General features: G+C 70.6%; 28 protein-coding genes and 1 pseudogene. 22 read left to right on the plus strand and 7 right to left on the minus strand.

Annotated elements, in window-relative coordinates; genetic code table 11:
• Positions 1–61 precede the first annotated feature (61 nt).
• Positions 62–874 carry a hypothetical protein gene (locus CHC09_RS35420; protein ID WP_089297696.1) on the plus strand — a complete coding sequence of 271 codons (813 nt, stop codon included), beginning with the start codon at positions 62–64 and terminating at the stop codon, positions 872–874.
• A 64-nt stretch (positions 875–938) separates the two neighbouring features.
• On the opposite strand, the gene CHC09_RS35425 is transcribed toward CHC09_RS35420, so the two are convergent.
• On the minus strand, positions 939–1313 hold the full coding sequence (locus tag CHC09_RS35425) for a DsrE family protein (protein WP_089297631.1): 375 nt from the start codon (positions 1311–1313) through the stop codon (positions 939–941).
• Between the two features lie 14 nt (positions 1314–1327).
• Between CHC09_RS35425 and mtfM the strand changes: the two genes are divergently transcribed.
• Together mtfM and CHC09_RS35430 are read left to right on the plus strand one after the other, a co-directional pair.
• Positions 1328–1432: a small membrane protein MtfM gene (mtfM, locus tag CHC09_RS48585; RefSeq protein ID WP_275407938.1), complete on the plus strand. Its 105-nt coding sequence runs from the start codon at positions 1328–1330 to the stop codon at positions 1430–1432.
• Complete coding sequence (locus CHC09_RS35430; RefSeq protein WP_089297632.1) at positions 1429–2028, plus strand: heme-binding beta-barrel domain-containing protein; 600 nt, start codon at positions 1429–1431, stop codon at positions 2026–2028. The genes mtfM and CHC09_RS35430 overlap by 4 nt, the downstream gene beginning before the upstream one ends.
• A 14-nt stretch (positions 2029–2042) precedes the next feature.
• Here the strand turns inward: CHC09_RS35430 and CHC09_RS35435 are convergent, their stop codons facing one another.
• Positions 2043–2780 carry an aminotransferase class IV gene (locus CHC09_RS35435; RefSeq protein WP_089297633.1) on the minus strand — a complete coding sequence of 246 codons (738 nt, stop codon included), beginning with the start codon at positions 2778–2780 and terminating at the stop codon, positions 2043–2045.
• 31 nt (positions 2781–2811) lie between these two features.
• Here CHC09_RS35435 and CHC09_RS35440 point away from each other — a divergent pair, with 31 nt between their 5' ends.
• The 8 genes and pseudogenes from CHC09_RS35440 (at position 2812) to CHC09_RS35475 (ending at position 8343) form a co-directional block, all read left to right on the plus strand.
• Complete coding sequence (locus CHC09_RS35440; protein WP_089297634.1) at positions 2812–3234, plus strand: Fur family transcriptional regulator; 423 nt, start codon at positions 2812–2814, stop codon at positions 3232–3234.
• Positions 3231–4268, plus strand: coding sequence for a CAF17-like 4Fe-4S cluster assembly/insertion protein YgfZ (ygfZ, locus tag CHC09_RS35445; protein ID WP_089297635.1), 1038 nt, complete (start codon positions 3231–3233; stop codon positions 4266–4268). The genes CHC09_RS35440 and ygfZ overlap by 4 nt, the downstream gene beginning before the upstream one ends.
• A gap of 68 nt (positions 4269–4336) precedes the next feature.
• Complete coding sequence (locus CHC09_RS35450; RefSeq protein WP_373871991.1) at positions 4337–5170, plus strand: beta-keto acid cleavage family enzyme; 834 nt, start codon at positions 4337–4339, stop codon at positions 5168–5170.
• The gene (locus tag CHC09_RS35455) at positions 5167–6078 is read left to right on the plus strand and encodes an asparaginase (RefSeq protein WP_089297637.1); all 912 of its coding nucleotides are present in this window, start codon (positions 5167–5169) and stop codon (positions 6076–6078) included. Before CHC09_RS35450 ends, CHC09_RS35455 begins: the two co-directional genes overlap by 4 nt.
• Before the next feature lie 69 nt (positions 6079–6147).
• Positions 6148–6558 (plus strand): annotated as a pseudogene (locus CHC09_RS35460) (helix-turn-helix domain-containing protein); the annotation flags it as partial.
• Between the two features lie 20 nt (positions 6559–6578).
• Positions 6579–7034 (plus strand): hypothetical protein, encoded by a 456-nt coding sequence (locus tag CHC09_RS35465; RefSeq protein ID WP_089297639.1) that lies wholly within the window; start codon positions 6579–6581, stop codon positions 7032–7034.
• A 60-nt stretch (positions 7035–7094) separates the two neighbouring features.
• Positions 7095–7409 (plus strand): DUF2516 family protein, encoded by a 315-nt coding sequence (locus tag CHC09_RS35470; RefSeq protein WP_089297640.1) that lies wholly within the window; start codon positions 7095–7097, stop codon positions 7407–7409.
• Between the two features lie 49 nt (positions 7410–7458).
• Positions 7459–8343 (plus strand): alpha/beta fold hydrolase, encoded by an 885-nt coding sequence (locus tag CHC09_RS35475; protein WP_089297641.1) that lies wholly within the window; start codon positions 7459–7461, stop codon positions 8341–8343.
• A 304-nt stretch (positions 8344–8647) separates the two neighbouring features.
• On the opposite strand, the gene CHC09_RS35480 is transcribed toward CHC09_RS35475, so the two are convergent.
• A complete protein-coding gene (locus tag CHC09_RS35480; protein ID WP_089297642.1) occupies positions 8648–8950 on the minus strand; it encodes a hypothetical protein in 303 nt (100 codons plus the stop codon).
• 75 nt (positions 8951–9025) lie between these two features.
• Here CHC09_RS35480 and CHC09_RS35485 point away from each other — a divergent pair, with 75 nt between their 5' ends.
• Positions 9026–9802, plus strand: coding sequence for an EI24 domain-containing protein (locus tag CHC09_RS35485; RefSeq protein ID WP_089297643.1), 777 nt, complete (start codon positions 9026–9028; stop codon positions 9800–9802).
• A gap of 34 nt (positions 9803–9836) precedes the next feature.
• Here the strand turns inward: CHC09_RS35485 and CHC09_RS35490 are convergent, their stop codons facing one another.
• The 3 genes from CHC09_RS35490 to CHC09_RS35500 form a co-directional block, all read right to left on the minus strand.
• On the minus strand, positions 9837–10850 hold the full coding sequence (locus CHC09_RS35490) for a LacI family DNA-binding transcriptional regulator (RefSeq protein WP_089297644.1): 1014 nt from the start codon (positions 10848–10850) through the stop codon (positions 9837–9839).
• 20 nt (positions 10851–10870) lie between these two features.
• The gene (locus CHC09_RS35495; protein WP_089297645.1) at positions 10871–12274 is read right to left on the minus strand and encodes a GH1 family beta-glucosidase; all 1404 of its coding nucleotides are present in this window, start codon (positions 12272–12274) and stop codon (positions 10871–10873) included.
• Between the two features lie 158 nt (positions 12275–12432).
• Entirely contained in the window at positions 12433–13194 is a 762-nt protein-coding gene (locus CHC09_RS35500) for a maleylpyruvate isomerase family mycothiol-dependent enzyme (protein WP_089297646.1), read from the minus strand.
• Positions 13195–13263: 69 nt separating this feature from the next.
• On the opposite strand from CHC09_RS35500, the gene CHC09_RS35505 reads away from it, so the two are divergent.
• Entirely contained in the window at positions 13264–14340 is a 1077-nt protein-coding gene (locus tag CHC09_RS35505; protein ID WP_089297697.1) for a UDP-N-acetylmuramate dehydrogenase, read from the plus strand.
• A 23-nt stretch (positions 14341–14363) separates the two neighbouring features.
• On the opposite strand, the gene CHC09_RS35510 is transcribed toward CHC09_RS35505, so the two are convergent.
• Complete coding sequence (locus tag CHC09_RS35510; RefSeq protein ID WP_089297647.1) at positions 14364–15020, minus strand: CAP domain-containing protein; 657 nt, start codon at positions 15018–15020, stop codon at positions 14364–14366.
• 416 nt (positions 15021–15436) lie between these two features.
• On the opposite strand from CHC09_RS35510, the gene CHC09_RS35515 reads away from it, so the two are divergent.
• The 9 genes from CHC09_RS35515 (at position 15437) to CHC09_RS35555 (ending at position 23229) form a co-directional block, all read left to right on the plus strand.
• On the plus strand, positions 15437–16135 hold the full coding sequence (locus CHC09_RS35515; protein ID WP_089297648.1) for a response regulator transcription factor: 699 nt from the start codon (positions 15437–15439) through the stop codon (positions 16133–16135).
• 170 nt (positions 16136–16305) lie between these two features.
• Positions 16306–18663, plus strand: a complete 2358-nt coding sequence (locus CHC09_RS35520) for a chemotaxis protein CheA (RefSeq protein WP_089297698.1) — start codon at positions 16306–16308, stop codon at positions 18661–18663.
• 1 nt (position 18664) lies between these two features.
• Entirely contained in the window at positions 18665–19102 is a 438-nt protein-coding gene (locus CHC09_RS35525; protein WP_089297649.1) for a chemotaxis protein CheW, read from the plus strand.
• Positions 19102–19974 carry a hypothetical protein gene (locus CHC09_RS35530; protein ID WP_089297650.1) on the plus strand — a complete coding sequence of 291 codons (873 nt, stop codon included), beginning with the start codon at positions 19102–19104 and terminating at the stop codon, positions 19972–19974. The genes CHC09_RS35525 and CHC09_RS35530 overlap by 1 nt, the downstream gene beginning before the upstream one ends.
• 13 nt (positions 19975–19987) lie before the next feature.
• Positions 19988–21154: a chemotaxis-specific protein-glutamate methyltransferase CheB gene (gene cheB / locus CHC09_RS35535; RefSeq protein WP_089297651.1), complete on the plus strand. Its 1167-nt coding sequence runs from the start codon at positions 19988–19990 to the stop codon at positions 21152–21154.
• Complete coding sequence (locus tag CHC09_RS35540; RefSeq protein ID WP_089297652.1) at positions 21151–21996, plus strand: CheR family methyltransferase; 846 nt, start codon at positions 21151–21153, stop codon at positions 21994–21996. Before cheB ends, CHC09_RS35540 begins: the two co-directional genes overlap by 4 nt.
• Positions 21993–22388 (plus strand): response regulator, encoded by a 396-nt coding sequence (locus tag CHC09_RS35545; protein ID WP_089297653.1) that lies wholly within the window; start codon positions 21993–21995, stop codon positions 22386–22388. Before CHC09_RS35540 ends, CHC09_RS35545 begins: the two co-directional genes overlap by 4 nt.
• Positions 22385–22870 carry a chemotaxis protein CheX gene (locus CHC09_RS35550; protein ID WP_089297654.1) on the plus strand — a complete coding sequence of 162 codons (486 nt, stop codon included), beginning with the start codon at positions 22385–22387 and terminating at the stop codon, positions 22868–22870. Before CHC09_RS35545 ends, CHC09_RS35550 begins: the two co-directional genes overlap by 4 nt.
• Positions 22867–23229 carry a response regulator gene (locus CHC09_RS35555; protein WP_089297655.1) on the plus strand — a complete coding sequence of 121 codons (363 nt, stop codon included), beginning with the start codon at positions 22867–22869 and terminating at the stop codon, positions 23227–23229. Before CHC09_RS35550 ends, CHC09_RS35555 begins: the two co-directional genes overlap by 4 nt.
• Positions 23230–23256 lie beyond the last annotated feature (27 nt).

Here is a 23256-nt window from a genome sequence, read left to right on the forward strand (position 1 = left end):
TTGAAGGGCCCGTGCCAACATGGCTGCCATGATGGCGCCGGGGATGGGATATGGGCCGCCGGTGGCTTCGAGGAAGCGGCACCGGTGGGTCGGCGCGGCGGTCGGTGGCTGGGTTCTGGTGCTGGCCCTGGTGTCGTGGTGGTCGATCCGGAACGATCCGGCGACCGTGCCGGAGCAGCAGGGTCTCGACCGGGCGATGCCCGCGTTGCGGAAGGCGACCGGCACGCTGCTCGCTGCGGCGCAGAGCGGGCCGTGGGTGGTGCGGCTGGGTGCGCCACGGGCTGACAAGTGCGCGTTGACGCCGGTGCGGGACGGGGTGAACGCCGGGCGCGACGTCTTCCTCTACGTGCCGGGGGACCGGGCGCGGGAGGCGCTCGACCAGGTCGCGGCCGCGCTGCCGAGCGGGTATCGCGCCTCGGTGGTGCCGACCCGGTCGGGCACGCGGTTGTCGCTGTTCGCGGACGCCGGGGACTTCATCGCGATCGAGGCCGAGGCCGGGAGGGCCGATCAGGTGCTCACGCTGTCGCTGGACACCGGATGCCGGCCGGGCGGACCGGCGAGCGGCGCCGGGGCCGATCCAGCGGCGGGCGCGGCGCCGGTGACGCTGGCCGAGACCGTGGTGGCGCTCGGCGGGCGGGCGGGCGCCGAGGTGTCGGCGTGGGCGGTGGCCTGCCCGGCGGGTGGTACGGCGGCGACGTTCCAGGCGGTGGCCGGGGAGAGCGGGAGCGGGCCGCGTGGGCTGCCCGGCGGCACGACGCCGGTGTGGTCCGGGGCCGGCGGATGGGCGTACCGGAAAGGCTCCGAATCGGTCGTCGTCGACGACAGCGGTGACCGTTCGCGGGTCAGCGTGACGACCGCCTGCCGCGTCTCCTGACGCGAGAGCCGGTCGAACGTCTTCCGGCCCGAGAGCCGGTCGCACGCCTCCTGACGCGAGCAGGTCAGTAGACGAGGGCCTGCGCGCCGTCGGACATGATCTCCTCGACGAAGACGGCGGCGCCGGCGATGCGGATGCCGGGGATCACGTCCTCGGCACCGATGCCGCGGCGGGCGGCGCACTGGGTGCACGCGGTGATCCGGCCCGCCTCCAGGAGCAGGTCGATCAGGTCGGGCAGCGGCGCGGCGTGCGGCAGCTCGAACTCGGCGGCCCGGCCGGGCAGGGCGAACCAGGTGGACTCGCCGGTCAGCCAGAACGACACGTCGACACCGGCGGTCGCGGCCGTGCTCGCCACGTTGAACGCCTGGTTGCAGCGTTCCGGTGCGTCCGCGCCGGCGGTGGCCTTGACGACCAGCAAACGTGCCATACCGGCCAGCATAAGATGGTCCGGTCATGGTTACGGAGATCGGGTTCGTGAGTCTGCTGGTCGCCGGGGTCGGTGCCCTGGCGGGCGGTTTCGGCTATCTAGCGATGCGTATTTCGAGGGGGCGTTGGTGAGCGGCGAGACGGAAAACCCATTGGGCCCGCCGCCGTGGCTGAACGCCCCGCCGGTCGGCGTCAGTCCCTATGAGGACACGCACGACCTGCGAGTCGGCCCCGACCTGCATCATTCGCTGCTCGGGCTGCTGCCGTTCATCGGTCTGTGGCGGGGGCGCGGGCAGGGTGGCTTCCCGGCGGAGGAGGACTACAACTTCGCCCAGGAGGTCCGGATCAGTCACGACGGGCGGGACTTCCTGCGCTTCGAGTCGCGCTCCTGGCTGCTCGACGACGAGTCGCAGCCGCTCGGCCAGGCGCTCACCGAGTCCGGTTTCTGGCGGCCGGTGCTGGTCGACGGCCGGCCCGGTGACGAGATGGAGGCCACGATGATCCGGCCGGACGGCGTCGCCGAGCTGTACCTGGGCAAGGCCGTCAGCACCTGGCTGGAGATGGGCACGGACGCGGTCGCGTACACGCCGTCCGGGCTGCACGTGACCGGCGGGCACCGGCTCTTCGGGGTCGTCGAGGGGGCGCTGCTCTACGCGCACGAGATCTCGATCGACAACAGCCCGCTGACCCCGCACATGTCCGCGCGCCTGATCCGCATCGGCGGCTGACCCGCCGAGCGGGCTCAGAAGCCGAGCAGGCTCAACAGGCGGGGAGTCCACGGCGACCGGCCGCGTGGCACGCCGTCGAGCGAGATCACTTCGGCGAGTCCGCGCACCGACGACGCCAGCCAGATCGCGTCGGCGGCGGCCAGCTCCGGCAGCGTGATCATGCGGAACGCGGGCCGCAGTCCCACCGAGCCGGCCACCGACAGCAGGTGGCCGGCCGTGATCCCGTCCAGGATGCCGGCTTCCGCGGGCGGGACCGTGCACAGCGTGTCGCCGCTGAGCCAGACGACGGACGAGGTCGGCGCCTCCAGGACGTACCCCTCGAGGGAAGTCCAGATCACGTCGTCGGCCTGCTGCCGCGCCGCCCAGCGCCGCGCCGCGAAATTGCTCGCGTAGGACAGTGACTTGGCCGCCGACAGCGACCACGGCGGACGCCGCCCGACGGAGACGCCGAGGTCGGCGCTGAGGACCCGGACGCCGTCCCGTCGCTCCCGGAGCACCTGCTCCGAGATCTCCGAGACGCTCACGTGCAGCAGATTCCGGGTGTAGACGATGCGCATCACCCCGGTCCGCCGGGCTTGGAGCCCGCCGAGATCGATGGGTGGGGGCGGCGGCAGGTCGAGCAGCGCCGCGGACCGGGCCAGCCGGTCGAGGTGCTCCGGCAGCAGCCACGGTCCCGACGGCCGCAGGTGCAGGGTCTCGAAGACCCCGTCGCCGAGGAGATCGCTCGGGGACACCAGGATTCGCTCGTCCATCAACGTGAAATTAGCGAACTATGCTCGTGGGGTGTCCGCCACTTCGCTTGCCGTCATGCTGCGTGAGCGCGGCCTGCGGCTCACCCCGCAGCGTCAGCTGATCCTGGAAGCGGTGCACGAGCTCGGCCACGCGACCCCCGAGACGGTGCACAACGCGGTCCGTGAGCGGGTCGCCGGGGTCAACATAACCACCGTCTACCGGACGCTGGAGCTGCTGGAAGAGCTCGGCCTGGTCAATCACACGCACCTGTCGCACGGCTCGCCGACCTACCACCCGGCCGGTGAGGGTCAGCACGTGCACCTGGTCTGCCGCTCCTGCGGGTCGATCGAGGAGATGGATCCGGCGGTGCTGCTCCCGGTCTGCGACCGGCTGCGGGACGAGCGAAATTTCCGCGTCGATGTCGGCCACGTCTCCCTCTTCGGTGTCTGCGGCAAGTGCAAGGAGTCCGAATGACCGTCGTCATGGTCGAGGAGATCGACCCGAGCTCGGCCGACGCCGGAGTGCCCGCGCACTTCGGCGATCCGGTGAAGGAGCAGCGCCTCCTGGAGACCGCGGTCGGCCTGGTCGACCGGTCCAACCGGGACGTTCTCGCGGTGCCCGGTGACGAGCGGGCGAGCTGGCTGCACACGCTGACGACCCAGCATCTCTCCGGGATCTCCGCCGACCAGGGCAGCGAGCTGCTGGTGCTGTCCCCGCACGGGCACGTGGAGCAGCACGCGTTCGTCACCGACGACGGCACGACGGCCTGGCTGGACACCGAGCCGGGCGCCGGTGCCGGCCTCCTGAAGTACCTGGAGATGATGCGCTTCTTCACCCGGGTGGAGCCGCGCGACGCCACCTCGGAGATCGCGGTGCTGTCGCTGGTCGGCCCGGCCGCTGCCGAGCTCTTACCGGAGCTGGCGGAGCCGCGGATCGGTGCGGTGCCGGGTCCGAAGTTCGCCGCCGGATCGGTTCCCCCCGAGGCCACCGCGATCTATTCGGTACGACCTTTCGAGGGCGGGCTGGCTCGTCGCGTTCCGCTCGGTGTGGACCTGCTGGTCCCGCGGGCGGCGAAGACGTCGGTGATCGAGAAGCTGGGCGTGCCCCGAGCCGGCCTGTCGGCGTACGAGGCGATCCGGGTCGCCGCCCGGGTCCCGCGGCTGGGCCACGAGACCGATCACAAGACGCTTCCGGCCGAGGCGGATTTCATGGCCGCCGCGGTGCACCTGGACAAGGGCTGCTACCGCGGGCAGGAGACCGTCGCCCGGGTGCACCACCTGGGCCGGCCACCGCGTCGCCTGGTCCTGCTGCACCTGGACGGGATCGCCACCGACCACCCGCCGGCGCAGGGCACACCGGTCGAGCTGGACGGCCGGGCGGTCGGCTTCGTCGGAACCGGCGTGCGGCACCACGAGCTGGGGATGATCGCGCTGGCCGTGCTCAAGCGGAACGTGGCCGACGACGCCCGCCTGACCGTCGGGGAGTCGACGGCGGCGATCGACGTCTGACCCCCGCGCCCGGGGGCCGTGCCGGAAGCGCCGCTGAGGGCGGCGGCGGTCGTGGCAGGATGACCGGCATGACCGGGACCTTGATCACCGTCGCCCCGACCGGCGCGGAGAGCAGCAAGGCGGACGTGCCGGCTCTGCCAGTGACCCTGGACGAGTTGGTCTCGACCGCGAAAGAGTGCGAGGCACTGGGCGCCTCGATCATCCATGTGCACATCCGGGACGAGGACGGCCGTCCGACCCTCGACCAGGGCCGGCTGCGGGCCACCGTGGCCGCGCTGCGCGAGTCGACCGGGCTGATCATCCAGCTCTCGTCGGGCGGCGCGGTGACCGATCCGGAGGCCAGTCGCCTGGCCGTGCTGGACGCCGCCCCGGAGATGGCCTCGTGCACCATGGGCACCGTCAACTTCGGCGACGACGTGTTCATGAACCGCTGGGACTTCATCGTCGATCTGCACACCCGGATGCAGGAGCGCGGCATCGTTCCGGAGTACGAGATCTTCGACCTGGGCCAGCTCACCACCCTGCAGCGGCTGCTCGGCAAGCACGGGCTGCCGTTCGGCGGTCACGTGCACGTCGACCTGGTGATGGGCGTGCCGGGCGGGATGCCCGGCACCGCGGCCGCGCTGGTCGCCTGCGAGCAGGCGATCCGTGACCTGCCGGCGGGCACCACGTTCTCGGCGACCGGCATCGGTCGCGGCACGATCCCGGTGATGCTGGCCGCCCTGTCGACCGGCGGCCACCTGCGGGTGGGCATGGAGGACACCGTCACGTACGCGAAGGGTCGCCCTGTCGAGTCGAACATGCAGCTGGTCGCCCGCGCCGTCGGGTTCGCCCAGCTCGCCCAGCGCCCGCCGCTGACCCCCGCCCAGGCGCGGGAGCTGCTCGGAGTGCCGGCTCGATGACCGTCGTCGCGGAGGTGGTCCGCTCCGGCTTCGTGGAGAGCGTGCACCACGGTGTCGTCGCGTTCACCGGCCGGGCCGGTGTCGGGGACATCAGCAGCCCGTTCTTCCCGCGTTCGTCGAACAAGCCGTTGCAGACGGTCGGCATGCTGCGCGCGGGGCTGGTCCCGCGCGAGGAGACCGACCTCGCGATGATCAGCGCCAGCCACGACGGCGAGCCGTTCCACGTGGAGCGGGTGCGGGGCATCCTGTCCGCCGCGGGTCTGGGCCTGGAGTCGCTCGGCTGTCCGGCGCAGTTGCCGGCGGGCGAGCAGCCGCGCAACGCCTGGCTGCGGGACGGCGGCTCCGCGGAGCCGATCCTGATGAACTGCTCGGGCAAGCACGCCGGGATGCTGGCCACCTGTGTGGTCAACGGGTGGCCGCTGGATTCGTACCTCGATCCCAAGCACCCGCTGCAGGTGGCGCTCGCCGACGCGGTCAGTGAGCTGGCCGGCGAGCCGATCGCCGCGACCGGGGTGGACGGCTGCGGTGCGCCGGTGCTGGCCATCTCGCCGGCCGGGCTGGCCCGGGCGTTCCTGCGGCTGGTCGCGGCGGATCCGGGCACTCCGGAGCGCCGGGTGGCGGACGCCATGCGGGCGCACCCCGCTCTGGTGGCCGGCACCGGGTCGCCGGACACCGTGCTGATGGCCGGTGCGCCGGGGCTGCTGGTGAAGAGCGGCGCGGACGGGGTGGTGGCGGCCGCGTCGCCGGATGCCGGCGGGGTCGTCGTGAAGATCTCCGACGGCTCGATGCGGGCCCGGATGCCGGTGCTGCTCGCGGCCTTGCAGCGGCTGGGTGTGGCGACACCCGTTCTGGAGGAGCCGGTGCTGGGCGGTGGCCGCCCGGTCGGCGAGGTTCGCGCGGTCTGGTGACTCGTCTCACGCTAGCTCTTGCAAGCGTTTTGCTTGCAAGAGCTAGCACTCCGCGCTACCTTCGGAGGCATGGCCACGCCCAAGGATCTGCCGCAGGACATCGGAACCTTCATCCGCGATCTGAGGCAGACCGCGAAGATCTCGCTGCGGCAGCTCGCCGACAAGGCCGGGGTGAGCAACCCCTACCTCAGCCAGATCGAGCGTGGCCTGCGTAAGCCCAGCGCCGAGGTGCTGCAGCAGATTGCCAGCGCCCTGCGTGTGTCGACGCCCGCGATGTACCTGCGGGCCGGACTGCTCGATGGTGAGGGCCAGCAGGGTGTGCTGGCGGCCATCGCGGTCGACCCGGAGCTCACGATCGCGCAGAAGCAGTCCCTGACGCAGATCTACGAGACGTTCCGCAACGAGAACGCTCGGAACGCGCCACCGGCGTCTGAAGCGGAGACGCCGTCCCCGGACGCCGAGAGCGCGCCCCGGACCACCCCGATCGCCGAGGAGACGAAATGACCGAGCAGACCAAGACCCGGATCCCGACCCCGCTGTACGCCGCCGCCGGCGCCGGTGACCTCGCCTACCAGCAGCTGCGCAAGCTGCCGGCGGTGCTCACCCAGCTGAGCGACCGGGCGGTCGCCTCGCTGCGCACCGCCAACGAGCAGGCCACCGAGCTGCAGCACAAGGCCGTCAACACCGACTTCGACGCGCTGCGGACCAACGCCACCACGGCGGCCACGGCGTTCGCGCAGGTCGCTCAGGAGCGTGCCGTCGCGGCGTACACCGCTCTGGTCGCCCGCGGCGAGAAGGTCGTCGGCACCGGCATCGTCGAGTCCGCCGAGGTTGTGAACGCCGACATCGAGGCCACCGAGCAGCCGAAGGCCGTTGAGGCCGCGGCCGCGCCGGCCGAGGCGGCGAAGCCGCGCCGGCGGCCCAAGGCCACCCCGGCCCCGAAGTCGGCCGAGTAAGCGTTTCGACATGCTTCGCGGGCCCCGGCATTGCCGGGGCCCGCGGCATAGACTCCCGACATGGCCTCTTCCGCGCCGATCTTCTATGACGACGTCCAGCGCTACATCGAGTTCGCGATCCTTCTGTTCGCCCTGGTGATCGAGACGGTGGCATTCGTCCACTGCCTCATCCAGCGTGGCGCGGCCTTCCAGGCGCTCGGCACCCTGCCCAAGGGCGCGTGGGCCGCGATCATCGGCGTCTGCCTCGTCATGACCTGGGCGGGCCGGGACGCTCTCGGCATCTTCGGCCTGATCGGCATCGCCGCCTCGCTGATCTACCTGCTCGATGTCCGTCCCGGTCTGAAGGACATCGCGGACGGCAAGGGCTTCTGGTGACCCTTCCGGCCGCCTCTCCCGGTCTTCCCGCGGCTCCTGGGGCCGGTGCGTGAGGGCTCGCTTCGGCCCACCGCCACCCGACGGCGGTCCGCGCCTGCGGCGCGTCGATCGGACCGGGCCGCGATCCGGTCGTCCGACCCTGCCGGGCCCGGCCACCGAGCTGATCACCCTGCCCTCCGGTGTACGGGTGGAGCAGCTGATCACCGGCGCCGGCGACCCGATCACGGTCTTCGCGCACGGGCTGGCCGGGGACATCCCCGGCACCCGCCCGCTCGGCAGCGCGGTGGCCGGCCGCCGGGTGTTCTTCCAGTTCCGCGGGCACGGCCGCTCGGACGCGCCGCCCGGCCCGTGGAGCTTCGGCGACCTGGCCGGCGATCTGCGTGGGGTGGCCGACCTGGCCGGGGCGACCCGGGCGCTCGGTGTGAGCATGGGTGCGGGCGCCCTGTGCCGGCTGCTCGCCGAGACCCCCGATCGTTTCGAGCGGGTGGTGTTCTACCTGCCGGCCCCGCTGGGCGGGGACCGTCCGGAGGCCGCGGTGCAGCGTCTGGACCGGCTGCTCGCCTCGGTCGAGTCCGGCGAGGCCGCGATGATCGCCGACGCGGTGGAGGCGGAGCTGCCCGCTGCGGTCCGTAACACCCCGGCCGGTTGGGGACACCTGCGGCAGCGGGTGGAGCAGCTCCAGCGGGACGGCCTGGCCGCCGAGCTCGCGACGCTCTGGTCGGCACCGGTGATCCCGGAGGAGTCCCTGCTGCGGGCGTTCCGTGGCCGGGCGTTGGTGCTCGGCTGCCGGGACGACGAGATCCACCCCGCCTCCTGGGCGGAGCGGCTGGCCGAGCTGCTCGATGCGGAGCTGCACATCTATGACCGGCCCGCGGTGCTCTGGACCAACCGGCCGGATCTGCGTGACCGCGTCTCCACCTTCCTGAACGACTAGCGGGCGTCGAGCTCCAGGCTCGGCTCGGTGGGCACCGGTCGGCCTCTCGGCCATGCCACGATTCTGCCTATTAGGGCGTAAAACCGTAACTTTCCCTGCGCGAGCCAGATGTAATTGACGTGCTCTTGTCCCCTAAATCCGTTTTTATCGGTGTGGTGGCGATCGGGCTGCCCTTCGCCGTCGTGGTCGGCTGGGCGCTTGGCACACCCGTAGCGCGTACCGCCGCGACCCAAGAGGCCGGCGGAGCCGGCGGCAGCGGTGTCCTCGGCCTGGCGCCGGCCCGGACGACGGCGCCGACCACCGGTCACGCGGCCCACCCGGCTCCGCCGGCGAGCGATACCCATTCGCAGGTCGTGGTGATCAGCAGCACGGTGGTGACCCGGACCGTCACGGTCGCCGCCTCGCCGTTCCCGGCCGGCACCTCGGCCTCCTCACCGTCGCCCATCCTCGGCATGCCCCCGGTGCCCACGCCGACCCAGATCACCGGCCCGCCGGAACCCATCCCGTCCCAGACGCCGATCCCGTCCGTGAGCGCCGCGCCGACCAGCAGCGCGGTCCCCTCCCCGGCGCCGACGTCAGCGTCCTGACAGCGGGGCCGGCACCGCAAGCACGTGTGGCCGCGCGGCGCACGAGACAGGCACCACTAAGCTCGCGGGTCGTGAAGGAAGATCCGAATCGGCCGATGGCCGCGATTCGCCAGTTCGCCACCGGTGCCGGTCTGCTCGGCCGTGGCCTGGGCCTGGTCCTGCGCAGTCCCCGGCTGCTCGGGCTGGGCCTGCTCCCCGCGCTCCTCTCCGGGGTGCTCTACACGATCGCGCTGGTCGTCCTGATCCGTTTCCTGCCGGCCCTCTCCGAGTTGGCCACCTGGTTCGCCGACGACTGGTCGAATTTCTGGCGCGACCTCATCGAGGTGCTGGCCGGCGCCGGGCTGCTCGGGCTGGCCCTCCTGCTCGGCATCCTCACCTACACCGCGGTCACCCTGCTGATCGGCGACCCCTTCTACGAGAAGATCTCCGAGCTGGTCGAGGACCGGTTCGGTGGTGTCGCGAACGGGGTCGAGGTCAGATTCTGGAGTGCGCTGCGCCGCAGCCTGGCCGACTCGCTGCGGCTGATCGGCCTCTCCATCCTGGTCGGCATCCCGCTCTTCCTGCTCGGCCTCATCCCGGTGGTCGGCCAGACGGTGATCCCGGTGCTGGCCGCCGCGGTCGGCGGCTGGCTGCTCGCCCTGGAGCTGACCGGCGTGCCGTTCCAGCGTCGCGGCCAGCGACTGCGCCACCGCCGCGTGGTGCTCGCCGGGAACGTGCCGCTCACCCTCGGCTTCGGCGCCGCGGTGTTCTGCGCCTTCCTGATCCCGCTCGGCGCGATCTTCCTGATGCCCGCCGCCATCGCCGGCGCGACCCTGCTGTCCCGTCGCGTCCTCGGCCAGCCCATCGACATCACCACCGTCGGCTCCCTGTGACCCCCGACCGGCTCCGGCCGGTCGGCGGGCCGGGTCAGGCGGAGTCGCGGATGATCAGCTCGGTGGGGAGGACCACCGACTCGGGCACCTCGGCTCCGCCGCCGATCATGAGCAGCATCTGACGGGCCAGCGTCTGCCCGATCTCGCCGATCGGCTGCCGGACGGTGGTCAGCGGCGGATCGCTGTACCGGCTGATGTCGAAGTCGTCGAAACCGATCACCGCGACGTCGGACGGTACCCGCCGGCCGCTCTCCCGCAGCGCCGTCAGCGCCCCGTGCGCCATCAGGTCGGACGCCACGAAGACCGCGTCCAGCGAGGGGTCCCGGGCGAGCAGCGCCCGCATCCCGTCGATCCCCGATTCCCGGGTGAAGTCACCGGTCACCACCGTCTCGGGCAGCCCGGCCGCGCGGAGCGTCGCCCGGTACCCCGCGAGCCGTTCGATCCCGGCGACCATGTCCTGCGGCCCGGCGATGGTGGCGATCCGCCGCCGGCCGCCGGCGATCAGGTGCTCGACCGCGGCGGCCACCCCGCCGGCGTGGTCGACGTCCACGTACGGCACCGGAGGCTCGGCGTTCATCGGGCGGCCGCTGCAGATGACCGGGATGCCGCGCCGGGCGAGCGCTCCGGGCAGCGGGTCGGCACCGTGGATCGAGGCGAACATGACGCCGTCGACGTGGCCGGCGACCGCATACCGTTCGACCCGGTGATGGCCGGCCTCGGAGCCGGTCATCATCAGCACCAGCTGCTTGTCGGCGGTCTCCAGCTCCATGCCGACGCCGCGGATGATCGCCGGGAAGAACAGGTCGTCGGAGAAGACCCGGTTCGCCGTCTCCGGCAGGATCAGGGCGATCGAGTCGGTCCGCTGGGTGACCAGGCTGCGGGCGGCCTGGTTCGGCACATACCCCAGCTCTTCCACCGCGTGGTTGACCGCCTCACGGATGGCGGCGGCGACCGAGGTCGAGCCGTTGACGACGCGGGAGACTGTCGCGCGGGAAACCCCGGCGCGCCGGGCCACCGCTTCGAGGGTGGGCCGCTCCCGCGTCGTCACAAACAGCTCCTAAATATGGGTCACTCCAGGCCGTTGCGCCGGATCACCTCGCGGTACCACTTCGCGCTGTCCTTGAGCACACGCTGTTGCGTCGTGTAGTCGACGTGCACGATACCGAAGCGCTTCGCGTATCCCTCGGCCCATTCGAAGTTGTCCATCAGCGACCAGAGGAAGTATCCCCGCAGATCCACTCCGGCGGCCAGAGCGTCGTGACAGGCGCGCAGGTGACCGTCCACATAATCGATTCGGCGCTGGTCGGGAACGGTGCCGTCGGCGGACGGGCCTTCCGGGAACGCGGCGCCGTTCTCGGTGATCATCAGGGGGGTGCCCGGGTAGTCCCGGTGGATCCGGGTGAGCAGCCGGGTCAGACTGGCCGGCTCGATCGGCCAGTTCATGTCGGTGACCGGGCCGGCCGGCGGGCGGAACGCGATGCCCTCGCTGCCCGGGTAGTCCAGGGCGCCGGGAGCGCCGGGCTTCGCGGAGACGTACGACGGGTTGTAGAAGTTGATGCCGAGCACGTCGATCGGCTGGTTGATGATCTTCAGATCGCCGTCCTGGAGGTACGACAGATCGGTGAGCCGGCCGATGTGCTCCAGAACGTCCGCCGGGTACTCCCCGCGCAGCAGCGGGTCCAGGAAGATCCGGTTGGCCAGCCCGTCGATCAGCCGGGCCGCGTCCCGGTCGGCCGGGCTCTCCGGGTCGACCGGGTAGACCTCGCACGGGTTGAGCGTGATGCTGATCCGCTGGGCTCCGGCGGCCCGCAGCGCCTGGGCGGCGAGGCCGTGGCCGAGGTTCAGGTGGTGCACGGCGGCCAGAGCCTTCGCCGGGTCCTTGACGCCCGGGGCGTGGATGCCGGAGCCGTAACCGAGGTAGGCCGAGCACCACGGCTCGTTCAGCGTGGTCCAGGTGGCCACCCGGTCGCCGAGCTTGCGGTACACCACCTCGGCGTAGTCGCCGAACGCCTCGGCGGTCTCGCGGTTGGCCCAGCCGCCCTTGTCCTCCAGCGTCTGCGGGAGGTCCCAGTGGTAGAGGGTGACGACCGGATCGATGCCCTTGCCGAGCAGCTCGTCGGTGAGCCGGTCGTAGAAGTCGAGGCCCTTGGGGTTGACCGGGCCGGTGCCGTCCGGGCGGACCCGAGGCCAGGCGATGGAGAACCGGTACGAGGCCAGGCCGAGGCCGGCCATCAGCGCCACGTCGTCGCGGTACCGGTGGTAGTGGTCGCAGGCGATGTCACCGGTGTGACCGGCGTACACCTTTCCGGGCGTACGGCTGAAGGTGTCCCAGATGGACGGGCCGCGACCGTCCTCCCGCGCCGCCCCCTCGATCTGGTACGAGGCCGTGGCCGCGCCCCAGACGAAGCCGTCGGGGAAGGTGATCCCCGCACGCGCCGGCTGCGCCGACGTGGACGTGACGGTTGCCGTCATGTCTTCACCACTTCCTGTTCCTGTTCCGCATGATCAGTCCGCTCAACTTAACCGGTTCATCTTACGAGACGGAACCGATACCGCGACGTCATCTGTATTCAGGCGGAGCGGGGCTCGCTTCGCTCGTGTCGATCGGCGGCGACCGGTGCGGGCCGGACTCAGCCTGTCCGCAGGGCCTGGAACAGGCGGGGGTCACCGCTGAGGGCGAGCTGATCCGGGCGCTTGCGGCCCATCAGGGTCAGTTGGAGGTCGCTCGTCGTCCCGATCGCCTTGGCCCGGGCGTGGTGATCGTCGGTGTCGAGGATCGTCCCGATGTCCAGCAGCGCGATCCCCGCCCCGCGCAGCCGGACGAACCACTCCTGCTCGGCGTCGGTCCCCACCAGGTGCACCACGCCGTGCAGGTCGGTCGGCCCCCGCCGTCTGCCGGCCGGCAGCCAGGTGTCCAGGATCTCGGCCACCCCGTCGGTGGCCAGCTTGGTCTCGATCGGGGTGGGCCGCCCGGCCGCCGCCTCGGCGTCCCAGCGGTGCACCGAGATCTCGTGCGCGATCCGGCGATCCCAGAAGGCGGCTCGTTTCGGCTGCGGGGCCCAGTTCCACGCCGGGAAGTCCGGGTCGAGCGCCTCGAGCGTCTCGATCGTCCCGGTCAGCTCCCGCCGGAGCTGGTCGAGCGTCTCGTCCCACTCCGGCCGGGTGTCCGGCGCGACAAGTGGCTCGGGCCGGTCGGTCACGCCGCGCGCCACCTCGGCCCGGACCCAGCGCAGCAGGTCGGTGACGTGGTAGGCCAGGTCGGCGGTGGTCCAGTCGGGGCAGTACGGCACGGCCGCGTCCGGCCCGGTCTCGGCGACGGCGTCCCAGAGGGCGGGGCCGTCGGCGCGCAGTGCCGCCAGCCAGAAGTCCTTCGTCGCGTGCAGCCTGTTCATCGCAGTCGTCTCCCGCTCGGCCGGACCGCCGGTGCAATCACTCCGTCTTATGAGCTTAGGGTGAACGTCGTGCCCGACGCATTCGCCGATCACCCGACTGACACATTCCCGGCTACGGACCGAGGCCTGGCGGCATATACGACGCTACGCCTCGGTGGCCCCGCCGGCACGATGACCACTGCGGTCAAGACGGACGAAGCCGTCGCTACGGTTCGAAAAGCCACTTCCGAGGGACGTCCGATCCTGGTCCTGGCCGGTGGCAGCAACGTCGTGATCGGTGACGCCGGCTTCGCCGGCGAGGTGCTGCTGCTGCGCAACCGCGGCGTCGAGGTGGTCGCGGAGGACGCCGGCGAGGTGGTGGTCCGGGTCGCGGCCGGTGAGCCCTGGGACGATTTCGTGGCGTACGCCGTGCGCAACTCCTGGTCCGGCGTCGAGTGCCTCTCCGGCATCCCGGGCTCGGCCGGCGCCACCCCGATCCAGAACGTGGGCGCCTACGGCCAGGAGGTCGCGCACACCGTCGAGGCGGTGCACGCCTACGACCGCCTCGCCGACGAGCAGCTGGTGATGACGCCGGAGGAGTGCCGTTTCGGCTACCGCGCGAGCGTGTTCAAGCACAACGACCGCTACCTGGTCACCGCGGTGGACTTCCGGCTGGCGCGGCAGGACCTGTCGGCCCCGATCCGGTACGCCGAGCTGGCCCGTCGGCTGGGCGTCGAGGCGGGTGACCGGGTGCCCCTGGAGCAGGCCCGCCAGACCGTGCTCAAGCTGCGCGCAGGCAAGGGCATGGTGCTCGACCCGGAGGACCGGGACACCTGGTCGGTGGGCTCCTTCTTCACCAACCCGGTGGTCTCCGCCGAGTTCTTCGCGGAGCTGACCGCGGCCAGGGGAGAGATCCCGAACTGGCCGGGCGTGGACGGCACGGTCAAGGTCCCGGCGGCCTGGCTGATCGAGCAGGCCGGCTTCTCCAAGGGCTTCGCCGGCACGGGTGTCGCCATCTCCACCAAGCACACGCTGGCGCTGACCAACCGTGGCGGCGGGGACACCGCGGCGTTGCTGGACCTGGCCCGGACCATCCGGGACGGGGTGCAGGAGCGATTCGGCATCGAACTGCACCCCGAGCCGGTGCTGGTGAACTGCGACCTGTGAGGCCGGCCCGGTGAAGAACCGGTTCAGCGCCAGCCGAACACCTGGGTGTAGTACGGCGTCCCGTCGGAGGCGTAGGCGATGGCCGCGCCCATCGACTTCGTCCCGCAGTTGAGGATGTTCGCCCGGTGCCCGGGGCTGGCCATCCAGGCCTTCATCACCTCGGGCGCGGTCGAATAGCCCCAGGCGATGTTCTCGCCGGCGGGCGAGCGGTAGCCGGTCCGCTGGATCCGCATGGCGAAAGTCGAGCCGTCCCGCCAGACGTGGCTGAACAGTCGGGTCCGGGCCATGTAGGCGCTCTGTGTCGCGGCCGCCACGATCAGTTCGTGGTCCACCCCGAGACGCGGACAGCCGGCCTCCGCCCGCTCCCCGTTGGTCAGCCGGATGATCTGGTGCATCAGGGTGCGGGCCCGGGCCTTCTCCGGGTCGGGGGTGGCCGCGCCGGCCGGCACCGCGGCGATCCGCGGTGTGATCCGTGCGGCCGGTCTGGAGATCGCCGCCCGACCGGGTGACGTCGCCGGGGCGGGACGTGCGGCGATGGGCCGACCTGCTGGCCGCTCCGGCACCACCGGTCCCTGGGCGTGGACCGTGAGCGGCAGGGCGAGCAATGCGACGGGCAGGGCGACGATCAGTGCGGGCGCGGCCGCTAGCGCGGACGCACGGCGTTTCACCTTGTCGAACACGGGTTTCCCCTCGGATGCGTGTGGACGCGATTCGTCCATCAGGCATATCGGACCCCGTAGTTCGTCTCCTGTCACATCTTTCACGGAATGGCTGAAACGCCGCATTCGTTATGAAATCCTGTTGGGATCAGCGAGCGGGCCGGGATTCGCCGGTTGCGCCCGCCGCCGGACGGGGTGGCCATGGGTTCTGTCTCCTGGACCGGCCCTTGGCCCGGCCCTCGGCCCGCTAAACTGTCACTGTCCGTATATAGGTGATGACATCACGCTATGGTGTCTTTGCGTCGTTGAATATCTCCCGCCCGCGGGTCGCGTGGGCGGTGCCAGCAAGACATCGAATCTCCGGCGTTTTCGCGCCCGAGGATCGATCGTGCCCGAAACTGGGCGCGAGCACGGGTTGGGGGCAGGGTGAACACACGATGAGTCGCCTACTCGTGGTCGAGGACGACCCGGACATCGCACTCGCCCTTCGGCTGCTGTTCAGCCGGGCCGGGTACGAGGTGGCCCACGCCGCGGACGGCCGTTCCGGTCTCAAGGAGGCGTACGCCGAGCACCCCGATCTCGTGGTGCTCGACGTGGGTCTGCCGGAGATGGACGGTTGGCAGGTGCTGGAGCGGCTGCGGGACGTCTCGGACGTGCCGGTGCTGGTGCTCACCGCGCACGGTCAGGAGGCCGAGAAGGTCCGCGGCCTGCGTGGCGGTGCCGACGACTACCTGACCAAGCCGTTCGCCAACAACGAATTGCTGGCGCGGGTCGAGGCGCTGCTGCGTCGCGCGTCCAGCGGCCAGAACAACTGGGCCAGCCAGATCTACGACGACGGTCTGGTCCACCTGGACCCGACCAAGCGCCGGGTCTACGTCAAGGGCGACGAGAAGCGGCTCACTCCGACCGAATTCCGCCTGCTCAACGCGCTGGTCCGGCACGCCGGCGCGGTGCTTTCGCCGAACCAGCTGCTGACCCAGGCCTGGGACGACCCCACCGGCATCGGCCAGGAGCGGGTCAAGTTCGCGGTGCTGCGGTTGCGACGCAAGCTCGGCTGGTCCGATCCGGATGAATCGCCGATCGAGTCGGTTCGAGGATTCGGGTACCGCTACCGCCGTCCCGGCGGAGAAGCCTGACAACTGAACTTTTTTCAGCGTGGGGCGGCTGTCGATCGCCGGAAACGACCCTGCGCACCCGGGGTCGATGCCAGGTTGAAAAAGGTTCATACGGCGTGCCGAGCGAGTCCCCTCAGTTGGCGCGCGCAGGGGTCGATGAGGGCTGTGAAGCCGAGCAGGAGGTGGGTGTCGTGGAAGACCTTGGCGAGATCGTCGGCGAATTCCTCTTGGAGTCGCACGAGAACCTGGACCAGATCGACCGAGACCTCGTAAGCCTTGAGCAGGAACCGGACTCGCGTGACCTGATCTCCCGCATCTTCCGGGCGATCCACACGATCAAGGGCACGAGTGGATTCCTGGCGTTCTCCCGACTGGAGAAGCTGGCGCACGCCGGGGAGTCGTTGCTGTCCCGGTTGCGCGACGGCGTCCAGCCGGTCACCCCGGAGACCATCACCGTCCTGCTCCTGTGCATCGACGGCGTCCGTTCACTGCTCGCCTCGATCGAGGAGAAGGGCACCGAGGACGAGGTCGACGTCGACAGCATGATCGTCCGGATCAAGGCGCAGATGGACGCGCCGTCGGACGGCGCTCCGGCCGCCGCACCGGCCCCGGCTTCCGAGCCGTCCGCCGAGGTCGAGACGCCGGTCTCGGTGGAGAACGAGGCGCCGGCGGTCCTCCGTCCGGCTCCCGAGCCGATCGCGGAGCAGCGTCAGCCGTTGGGCCAGCTCCTGGTCGAAGCCGGCGCGGCACAGTCCACCGACGTCACCTCCGCACTGCAGCAGCAGATCGAGGGCGACGAGCGCAAGCTCGGCACGATCCTGCTGGAGGAGGGCAAGACCCAGCCGGCCGCGGTGAACGAGGCGTTGCAGTCGCAGACGGCCAAGCGGAGCATCGCGGACAGCGCGATCCGGGTCGACGTCGACCTGCTGGACACCCTGCTGAACATGGTCGGCGAGCTGGTGCTGGCCCGGAACCAGCTGGTCCGCGGTGTCATGGAGATCGGCGACTCCGGCCTGGTGCGCAGCGCGCAGCGGCTCGGCATGATCACCAGTGAGCTGCAAGAGGGCATCATGAAGACCCGGATGCAGCCCATCGAGCACATCTGGTCCAAGCTGCCCCGAGTCGTCCGGGACCTGAGCAACTCCCTGGGCAAGCAGGTCCAGCTGGACATGCAGGGCAAGGAGACCGAACTCGACCGGAGCCTGCTGGAGGCGGTCAAGGACCCGCTGACCCACCTGGTCCGCAACGCGGTCGACCACGGCATCGAGGACCCGGAGACCCGGATCGCGGCCGGCAAGGGCGCCGAGGGCACCCTGACCCTTCGCGCCTACCACGAGGGTGGGCACGTCGCGGTCGAGGTGGCCGACGACGGCGCCGGCCTGAACGTGGAGCGGATCGCGCAGAAGGCCGTGGAGAACGGGCTGCTCCGGCCGGAGCAGGTGCCGAACATGGACAAACGCGACATCATGGCGATGGTCTTCCAGCCCGGCTTCTCCACCGCGGCGAAGGTCACCAACGTCTCCGGCCGCGGCGTCGGCATGGACGTCGTCAAGACCAACATCGAGAGCATCGGTGGCGCGGTCAGCGTCGACTCGACGGCGGGCGAGGGCACGGTCTGGCGGCTCACCATCCCGCTGACCCTGGCCATCATCCAGGCGCTCACCGTCGACTGCGGCGACCAGCGGTACGTCGTGCCCCAGGTGGCGGTGCTGGAACTGGTCTTCGTCGACGGGAATACCACCAAGATCGAGTACGCCTCGGGCGCGCCGGTCTACCGTCTGCGCGGCAAGCTGCTCCCGCTCGTCCGCCTGGATCGGGCGCTCGGCTTCGAGGTCGGCGGCGACCAGGGCGTCTACATCATGGTGCTGCAGGCCGACGGCCGGCGGTTCGGCCTGGTCGTGGACCGGGTGCTGAACACCGAAGAGGTCGTGGTCAAGGCCCTCAACACCCGCCTGAAGGACATCGGTCTGTACGCCGGCGCCACCATCCTCGGCGACGGCAAGGTGGGCCTGATCCTGGACGTCTCCTCGCTGGCCCGCCGGTCGCACCTGGCCGCCGAGGCGGAGCGGGAGAGCGTCGTCGAGAAGCGCACCGAGGGCGGCGGCGGCACCGAGCGCCTGCTGGTCACCGCGGTCGGCGAGCGTCGGGTGGCGATCCCGCTGGACACGGTCACCCGGCTCGAGGAATTCCCCAAGGATCGGCTCGAACAGGCCGGCTCCCGCGAGGTGGTCCAGTACCGGGGACAGATTCTCCCGCTGGTGCGGTTGTCGCACCTGCTCGGGGCGTACGGCGAGGAGCCCGAGGGCGACACGGTGTCGGTGGTCGTCTACAGCGAGGGCGGACGGAGCGTGGCCCTGGTGGTCGACCGGATCGTGGACATCGCCGAGAACTCGACGACGGCCCGCCGGGACGCCGAGGAGGACGGCCTGGTCGGCACCGCGGTGATCCAGCAGCGGGTCACCGAGCTGCTCGACGTGCGCCGGGCGATCCTCGCGGCCGACCCGAACTTCTACAGCGACATGGCCGACGAGATGTTGGTGGAGGCCTGAGATGGCGAGTCGCCAGTTCGCCACCTTCGAGGTGGACGGCCAGCTCTTCGGGGTCGAGGTGCACACGGTGCAGGAGGTGCTCTCGTACAACGAGTACACCCCGGTGCCGCACGCGCCGCCGGCCGTCGGAGGCCTGTTCAATCTGCGCGGCCAGGTGATCGCCGCCGTCGACCTGCGGGTCCAGCTCGGGCTGGCCCGGCAGGCCCTGCAGGGCCCGGTGATGAACGTGATCCTGCGGGGTGACGGTGAGCCGGTGAGCCTGCTGGTGGACAAGATCGGTGAGGTGGTCGACCTGGACGACGAGACCTTCGAACCGCCGCCGGACACGCTCAGCGGTCCCACCCGGGAGCTCGTGGTGGGCACGTTCAAGCTGGACGGGCGGTTGATGCTGGCCCTCGACGTCAATCAGGCGGTCGACACGTACCGCGCCGCGATCTGATGTACAGCCTGGTCAGCGCCCCTGTTCTGGGCTTCGACCTGACCCGCATGCCCGGCGGGTCGGCCGCGGCCGAGGTGATGCTGCGTGCGTTGCGTCTGCAGAGCGCCGACCTTCCCGTGCTCGCCGAGCGACTTCCGGACGAGGGTGCCAGGGGCCCGCTCTGGGTCGAGGTGGAGAGCGCCGCCCGCCGGATGCCCAATCTCAAGGGCATGTCCAGTGACGATCCGGCGGGCAATCTCGCCCTGGTCGAGCGCGCGCCGATCGGCTCGGTCGACTCGCTGCTCACCTGCCTGCGCTACGACGTGATGTCGTGGACCTGGGAGGGCACCGGCCGGGCCGCCCGGCAGACCGAGGAGGCGGCCGCCGCGACCGCGTTGCTCTGCGACGCCGCGGTCGGCTGCTACCTGCGTGAGGTGCTGGACGACGACATCCGCCGCCGCCTCGGCGCCGGCTGGGTGTCAGCGGTGAAGAAGCTGCCAACGGGCGCGCCGATCGACCTCGGCCCGCACCACTACACCGTCTCCGCCCTGCTCGACCGGCTGCGCACGCTGCGCCCGGAGGACCGGGAACGGGTCTCGACGGCGGCGGATGACGCTCGGCGCAACACGGCTGGCTGGTCGCCCGCCGTGCATTCGGCGTCCTGGGCGGCGTATCTCTCGGATCGGGTCCGTACCGCGGCCGCGGCGCAGATGCTGCTGGTGCAGGCGGTGGACACGGCCGGCATTCCGCTGGCCGACCGGGCCGGTGGGGTCTGGAACATGCTCAGCGGCGCCGTCCAGGCGCTGGTTGTCCGCGATCTGCTGGACACCGCAACGGCGCACAGGCTGCTCGCGCCGGTCGTCGCGGCGCTCGGTCCAGCCTGGCTCGGTTGAAGGGAGTGGTCGAATGATCTCGGTTCTCGTCGTCGACGATTCCGTGGTGGTCCGTCGACTGATCGTCGATGCTCTCGGAGGGGCGCCGGACATCCAGGTGGTCGGCACCGCGGCGAACGGTCTGCTGGCCCAGACCAAGATCGACCAGCTCAAGCCCGACGTGGTCACCATGGATATCGAGATGCCGCAGATGAACGGCATCGAAGCCGTGCGTGAGCTGCGGAAACGGCACGCCTTACTGCCGGTGATCATGTTCAGCACGCTCTCCATGTCGGGTGCGACCGCGACCCTGGAGGCGCTCGCCGCCGGGGCGACCGACTACGTCACCAAGCCCAGCAACGTGGGTTCGGTGGCGGAGTCCATCGCGGCGGTCCGGGAACAACTCGTACCGCGGATTCAAGCTCTCGGTGGACGCCGTCGGCCGGCGGCGGGCGCACCCCCGCGGGGCCCGGCCCCGGCGGCGGGCCTGCGGCCCGGTGCCGCACCGTCCCGTCCCGGCCTGCCTCCGCTCGGCGCGGCCCGGCCGGGCGCCGCGGGCCCGGCGCCGGCCCGCCCGCTGGCGGCGCGGCGCGGACCTCAGGGCCGGATCGACATCCTGGCCATCGGTTCGTCCACCGGTGGCCCGGACGCGCTGACCAAGGTGCTCCTCGAGCTCCCGGCGGACCTGCCGGTCCCGGTGGTGATCACGCAGCACATGCCGCCGGTCTTCACCAAGATGTTCGCCGACCGGCTGGACCGCAGCGCCCCGATGAAGGTGGTGGAGGCCGGCGACGGGATGGAGCTCGCGGCCGGCACCGTCTATATCGCCCCGGGCGACCGGCACCTGGTCTTCAACCGCCGGGGCACGTCGACGTTGACCCAGCTCAGCGGCGCACCGCAGGAGAACTCCTGCCGCCCGGCCGTGGACGTGATGTTTCGGTCGGTAGCCGGGGTGTACGGCGGCACCGCATTCGCGGCCGTTCTTACTGGAATGGGACAAGACGGACGGGGTGGTGCGAAAGTGCTGCGGGACTCGGGCGCCGAGATCTTGGCGCAGGACGAGGCGAGCTCGGTGGTCTGGGGTATGCCCGGTGCTGTGGTCGCCGCCGGGCTGGCGGACGAGGTGCTGCCCCTGGACCGGATCGCGAGTGCGCTGATCAACCGTGTGCGGGTAGGCCGGTCCCCGGCGGTGGCGCGATGACCCTCTCCCAGGCGGATTTCGCGTTCGTCTCCAACCTGGTTCGGCGGGAGGCCTCGATCGTCCTCGCCCCAGGCAAGGAGTACCTGGTCGAGGCCCGGTTGATTCCGGTCGCCCGGGCGGTCGGGGCGCCCAACGTCAACGAGTTTCTGGCCGACCTGCAGCGCCGGCCCAACCCCCAGCATCAGCGCAAGATCATCGACGCGCTGACCACCAACGAGACGTCCTGGTTCCGGGACCGGGAGCCGTACACCGCGCTCACCGACGTGGTGCTGCCGGAGCTGGTGAAGTCCCGGGCGGCGGCGCGCAAGCTGCGCTTCTGGTCGGCGGCCAGCTCCAGTGGCCAGGAGGCGTACAGCATGGCCATCACGCTGCAAGAGGCGCTGCCGGCCGGCTGGGCGTACGAGATCCTGGGCACCGACATCTCCACCGCGATGATCGAGCGGGCCGAGAAGGGCGAGTTCAGCCAGGTCGAGGTGAACCGCGGTCTGCCGGCCACCCAGCTGGTGCAGTACTTCGAGCGATCCGGTGCGCACTGGCGGGTCATTCAGCAGCTGCGCCGGAACGTCTCGTTCAAGCACATGAGCCTGACCGCGCCGTTCCCCCCGATGCAGCCGTTCGACGTCATTTTTCTACGCAATGTCCTCATCTACTTCGACGTCGCGACGAAGCGACAGGTACTGCAGAACGCCGCGAAGCTGCTGCGCCCCGACGGCTGGCTGTTCCTCGGCGCTGCCGAGACGACGATCGGGATCGACGACAACTACGAGCGGGTGGCCGCAGGCCGCACGTCCGCCTACCGAATCCGTAACGCGGTGCCCGTGGGTGCCGGGAGAAGGGGATGACGCCGATGCGCGCCATGGTGATCGACGACTCGCGCGCGATGCGCATGATCCTCAAGCGAATCGTCACGAAGCTGAACTTCGAGGCGATCGAGGCGGGTGACGGTAAAGAAGCACTCGACCTGCTCGCCGATATGACCGAGGTGCCAGAGCTGGCCCTCATCGACTGGAACATGCCCAACATGAACGGGCTCGAGTTCGTCACGAAGGTGCGGGCCGATCCTCGCCTGCGGGAGATGACCCTGGTCATGGTCACCACGGAGAGCGAACAGAGCCAGATTGTCCGGGCGCTGGCCGCAGGTGCCCACGAGTATGTGATCAAGCCCTTCACCGAGGGCGCCATGATCGAAAAGTTGGCCCTGCTGGGCCTCGTCCCGACCGGAGCGAACTCATGAGCGTCGAAGTCGACGTAGACGAGAGCGATCTTGCTGAGATGGTGGAACAGGTCTGGGAGTCGTACCTGGATCCGGAGGGCGTCAGCCCGCTGATGCAGAACTACGACCACGACCAGCCCACCGAGGTGCACTCCTCGGTGTCGATCACCGGTGCCTGGAACGGGCACGTCGTCTACGCGTCCTCCCGAGCCGCCGCCCAGCGTGCCGCGGCCGCCTTCCTGGCGATGGAGATCGACGAGGTCAGCGAAGAGGACATCTCGGACACGCTCGGCGAGCTGGCGAACATCGTCGGCGGCAACGTCAAGGCGATGCTCCCGCCGGGTTCGCAGCTGTCGCTCCCGCAGGTGGTACTCGCGCCGGAGAGTACGGCGCGTTATCCGAGCGCCGAGCGCATCAGCGGCATCTATGGAACTTGGGAAGGTGAGCCGGTGTCCATCTCGATGTGGCACGCCAGCGCCGAGACGAAGGAGGAGGGTGCATGAAGATCCTCATCGCCGATGACAGTCGGGTGATGCGACAGATCGTCGTCCGCACCCTGCGGCAGGCCGGCTTCGGCGACCACGACCTGGTCGAGGCTGCTGACGGACAGGAGGCCTTCGACAAGGCCACGGAGGAGCACCCGGATCTGGTGATCTCCGACTGGAACATGCCGCAGATGACCGGGATCGACGTGCTGCGGCGGCTTCGGGCGGCGGGCAACAAGGTCAAGTTCGGGTTCGTCACCTCGGAGTGCACACCGGAGATGAAAAGCGCCGCGGAGGAGGCGGGATCGGCCTTCTTTATCGTCAAGCCATTCACCGCTGAGCGATTCGACGAAGTATTCGCTCCAATTTTGGGATGATTGCGACATGTCAGATGTCTCGGTTCT

The organism is Actinoplanes regularis (assembly GCF_900188005.1).
Classification (GTDB): Bacteria; Actinomycetota; Actinomycetes; order Mycobacteriales; family Micromonosporaceae; genus Actinoplanes; species Actinoplanes regularis.

Bases quoted from the DNA above. Each gene is read 5' to 3' on its own strand.
- CHC09_RS35425 (WP_089297631.1), bottom strand. From the start codon at position 1,313: ATGCTGGCCGGTATGGCACGTTTGCTGGTCGTCAAGGCCACCGCCGGC.
- mtfM (WP_275407938.1), top strand. From the start codon at position 1,328: ATGGTTACGGAGATCGGGTTCGTGAGTCTGCTGGTCGCCGGGGTCGGT.
- CHC09_RS35435 (WP_089297633.1), bottom strand. From the start codon at position 2,780: ATGGACGAGCGAATCCTGGTGTCCCCGAGCGATCTCCTCGGCGACGGG.
- ygfZ (WP_089297635.1), top strand. From the start codon at position 3,231: ATGACCGTCGTCATGGTCGAGGAGATCGACCCGAGCTCGGCCGACGCC.
- CHC09_RS35450 (WP_373871991.1), top strand. From the start codon at position 4,337: ATGACCGGGACCTTGATCACCGTCGCCCCGACCGGCGCGGAGAGCAGC.
- CHC09_RS35455 (WP_089297637.1), top strand. From the start codon at position 5,167: ATGACCGTCGTCGCGGAGGTGGTCCGCTCCGGCTTCGTGGAGAGCGTG.
- CHC09_RS35465 (WP_089297639.1), top strand. From the start codon at position 6,579: ATGACCGAGCAGACCAAGACCCGGATCCCGACCCCGCTGTACGCCGCC.
- CHC09_RS35470 (WP_089297640.1), top strand. From the start codon at position 7,095: ATGGCCTCTTCCGCGCCGATCTTCTATGACGACGTCCAGCGCTACATC.
- CHC09_RS35485 (WP_089297643.1), top strand. From the start codon at position 9,026: ATGGCCGCGATTCGCCAGTTCGCCACCGGTGCCGGTCTGCTCGGCCGT.
- CHC09_RS35495 (WP_089297645.1), bottom strand. From the start codon at position 12,274: ATGACGGCAACCGTCACGTCCACGTCGGCGCAGCCGGCGCGTGCGGGG.
- CHC09_RS35500 (WP_089297646.1), bottom strand. From the start codon at position 13,194: ATGAACAGGCTGCACGCGACGAAGGACTTCTGGCTGGCGGCACTGCGC.
- CHC09_RS35515 (WP_089297648.1), top strand. From the start codon at position 15,437: ATGAGTCGCCTACTCGTGGTCGAGGACGACCCGGACATCGCACTCGCC.
- CHC09_RS35525 (WP_089297649.1), top strand. From the start codon at position 18,665: ATGGCGAGTCGCCAGTTCGCCACCTTCGAGGTGGACGGCCAGCTCTTC.
- CHC09_RS35530 (WP_089297650.1), top strand. From the start codon at position 19,102: ATGTACAGCCTGGTCAGCGCCCCTGTTCTGGGCTTCGACCTGACCCGC.
- cheB (WP_089297651.1), top strand. From the start codon at position 19,988: ATGATCTCGGTTCTCGTCGTCGACGATTCCGTGGTGGTCCGTCGACTG.
- CHC09_RS35540 (WP_089297652.1), top strand. From the start codon at position 21,151: ATGACCCTCTCCCAGGCGGATTTCGCGTTCGTCTCCAACCTGGTTCGG.
- CHC09_RS35545 (WP_089297653.1), top strand. From the start codon at position 21,993: ATGACGCCGATGCGCGCCATGGTGATCGACGACTCGCGCGCGATGCGC.
- CHC09_RS35550 (WP_089297654.1), top strand. From the start codon at position 22,385: ATGAGCGTCGAAGTCGACGTAGACGAGAGCGATCTTGCTGAGATGGTG.
- CHC09_RS35555 (WP_089297655.1), top strand. From the start codon at position 22,867: ATGAAGATCCTCATCGCCGATGACAGTCGGGTGATGCGACAGATCGTC.